Below are 2,019 nucleotides of genomic sequence, written 5' to 3' on the forward strand. Positions count from 1 at the left end.
TTGAACTGCGGGCTGAACTTCCGCCGTGATGCACTTGCCATGCTCTTGATCCTCTCCCATCAAGAGGAACTGTCCAAGAACCTTGATACACCCCACCCGGGACCTGCCGGTGTCGAGGACGGCTTCTCGATGATGCTGCAGTGACGGATCGGTTGAAGTGCTTCGGCGGTGTGGGAGCAGTGATCAGCGTGGGGCCGGTCGATTCCGTTCGGACAGGTGATGCATCGACTGCCCAGCGGCAGGTGCGGTACTGATGCGGGGGTACCCGGTGCAGGGGTGTCAAGGCCCAGCTCCGAAGACGGCAAGCCGGGCACGTGAAAGGCGAATTATGGCCCGCCGCAACCCGAGCGGGAAGGCATGTGTGGCACGAGGCGCCGAAGACGGGCCGGGCGTTTGCTGCAGAGATAAATATGCTTATCCTGGTAAGGTCCGCGACATTTCGAGGGGGAGGAAGGGAGGCCAGGGCTGCTGATGTGCCCGGACTGTTCCGCGATTTCTCTTCCTAACTTTCCGTCCACTCCCGACCCAGGTGCCCGGCAACCCCGGGTGCAGACCACCGTCCGGGTCGGATCGTCACCACGAACAGGAAACGATGAGCATGTCCCATCCCTCCCCTCTTCCACCCACTGCTTCGGCTCATTACCAGGTCCTGCGCACAGTGCCCTCCTATGACCAGGCTCAGCGCCTTGTCGATCGACTCTCCGACGCCGGGTTCCCGGTTGAGCACGTGCGCTTGGTCGGCACCGATCTGCGCCTGGTTGAGCAGGTCACCGGGCGGATGACCTACGGCAAGGCCGCCCTGTACGGGGCCGCCTCCGGGGCCTGGCTGGGATTGCTCATTGGCTTGCTGTTGGGTCTTTTCACGGTCGTGGGGTGGCTGTCGGTAATCCTGTGGGCGGTGCTCCTGGGCGCGGTGTGGGGGCTGATCTTCGGGTTGCTGGGCCACGCGGCCACCGGCGGGCGCCGGGACTTCAGTAGCGTCCAGGGCCTGGAGGCGTCCTCCTACGAGATCCTCGTGGAGGCCGAGTACGTCGAGGCGGCCACGGCCAAGCTCGACGCCAGCCGTCCCACGACTTGACCGCCAAAGGCCCGGGCCCGGACCGGGTGCTGGCCCACGCCCGAGTAAGTGCTGAGGGCCGTGGCCCTCTGCGCTCCCCCGACACTCACCGCTGGGGCGGATTCAGGAGCGGATCTCGCCGGGAAGCAGGGACGTCGGCGTGCCTGTCACCACCAACCGGGAGCCTGCTCGGCTCTGCCGAGCGTGATCCCCGCAGTTGCCTGCAGTGGACCCCGACAGCTTCGTCCCCAAGACCCTCTGTCAGGGGCATCCCAGGTAATCACCGATCAACGCCTGTAGGAGGCGACAATGACGAACAATCCGTTTGACCTGAACTCCCCGTTCGATGACATCATGGGCCGTTTTTTCGGCGGCCGGGATCCTTTCAGCGTGCTGGGCGCCCGGCAGGACCCCATGTCAAGCCCCGGTTTTGATAGAGAGTTAGTTATCTGGCGTTGAGGAGCTCGGCAACCGTGTCCACACCGGCGGTGACGCAGAGTTGATGCTCGACGCGGAAGGCCTCAGGGGTCATCCCGCCGAGGGACAGATGAGGTCGGAAGGTGTTGAACCAGTGGGCCCATTCCGCGGTCGCGATCTCGACGTCATCGAGGCCCTGCCACGGTCCGAGGTTCCGGATCACTTCGGCTTTGAACAACGAGTTCAGGGTCTCGGCCAGCGCGTTGATGCTCCTATAGTTGTCAACTCATGATTTCGCCGGTTCGCGGGTCGGTCTTGACGAGGTGGTAGACCTCGCGGATCACGTAGCGTTTCAGACAGCGGATGATGTCGCGTTTGCTCTTGCCCTCGGCGGTGCGACGGGCGACGTAGGCGATCGTGGGCTCGTGGAATCTCATCCTGACAATCACGGTCCGGTAGATCGCCGCGTTGAGTTGCCGATGTCCGCCATGGTTGATGCGATGCTTCCCACTGGTCATTCCTGAACCGGTCGGAACAGGGCTGAT

Annotated in this window: 4 protein-coding genes; 2 read left to right on the forward strand and 2 right to left on the reverse strand. The window is 63.6% G+C overall.

Features of this window, described 5'->3' with window-relative positions:
* Nucleotides 1–592 precede the first annotated feature (592 nt).
* Both AB0I45_RS13845 and AB0I45_RS13850 read left to right on the forward strand, forming a co-directional pair.
* Complete coding sequence (locus AB0I45_RS13845; protein WP_360318929.1) at nt 593–1,078, forward strand: general stress protein; 486 nt, start codon at nt 593–595, stop codon at nt 1,076–1,078.
* 288 nt (nt 1,079–1,366) lie between these two features.
* Nucleotides 1,367–1,516, forward strand: a complete 150-nt coding sequence (locus AB0I45_RS13850) for a hypothetical protein (RefSeq protein WP_360318932.1) — start codon at nt 1,367–1,369, stop codon at nt 1,514–1,516.
* Here the strand turns inward: AB0I45_RS13850 and AB0I45_RS13855 are convergent.
* Together AB0I45_RS13855 and AB0I45_RS13860 are read right to left on the reverse strand one after the other, a co-directional pair.
* Nucleotides 1,503–1,742 carry an integrase core domain-containing protein gene (locus tag AB0I45_RS13855; protein ID WP_360318938.1) on the reverse strand — a complete coding sequence of 80 codons (240 nt, stop codon included), beginning with the start codon at nt 1,740–1,742 and terminating at the stop codon, nt 1,503–1,505. The genes AB0I45_RS13850 and AB0I45_RS13855 overlap by 14 nt on opposite strands.
* 13 nt (nt 1,743–1,755) lie before the next feature.
* On the reverse strand, nt 1,756–2,019 hold a 264-nt coding region (locus tag AB0I45_RS13860), incomplete at its 5' end, for a transposase (protein ID WP_360318935.1).

This window comes from Brevibacterium sp. NPDC049920 (assembly GCF_040656435.1).
Classification (GTDB): Bacteria; Actinomycetota; Actinomycetes; order Actinomycetales; family Brevibacteriaceae; genus Brevibacterium; species Brevibacterium pityocampae.

Bases quoted from the DNA above. Each gene is read 5' to 3' on its own strand.
- AB0I45_RS13845 (WP_360318929.1), top strand. From the start codon at position 593: ATGAGCATGTCCCATCCCTCCCCTCTTCCACCCACTGCTTCGGCTCAT.
- AB0I45_RS13850 (WP_360318932.1), top strand. From the start codon at position 1,367: ATGACGAACAATCCGTTTGACCTGAACTCCCCGTTCGATGACATCATG.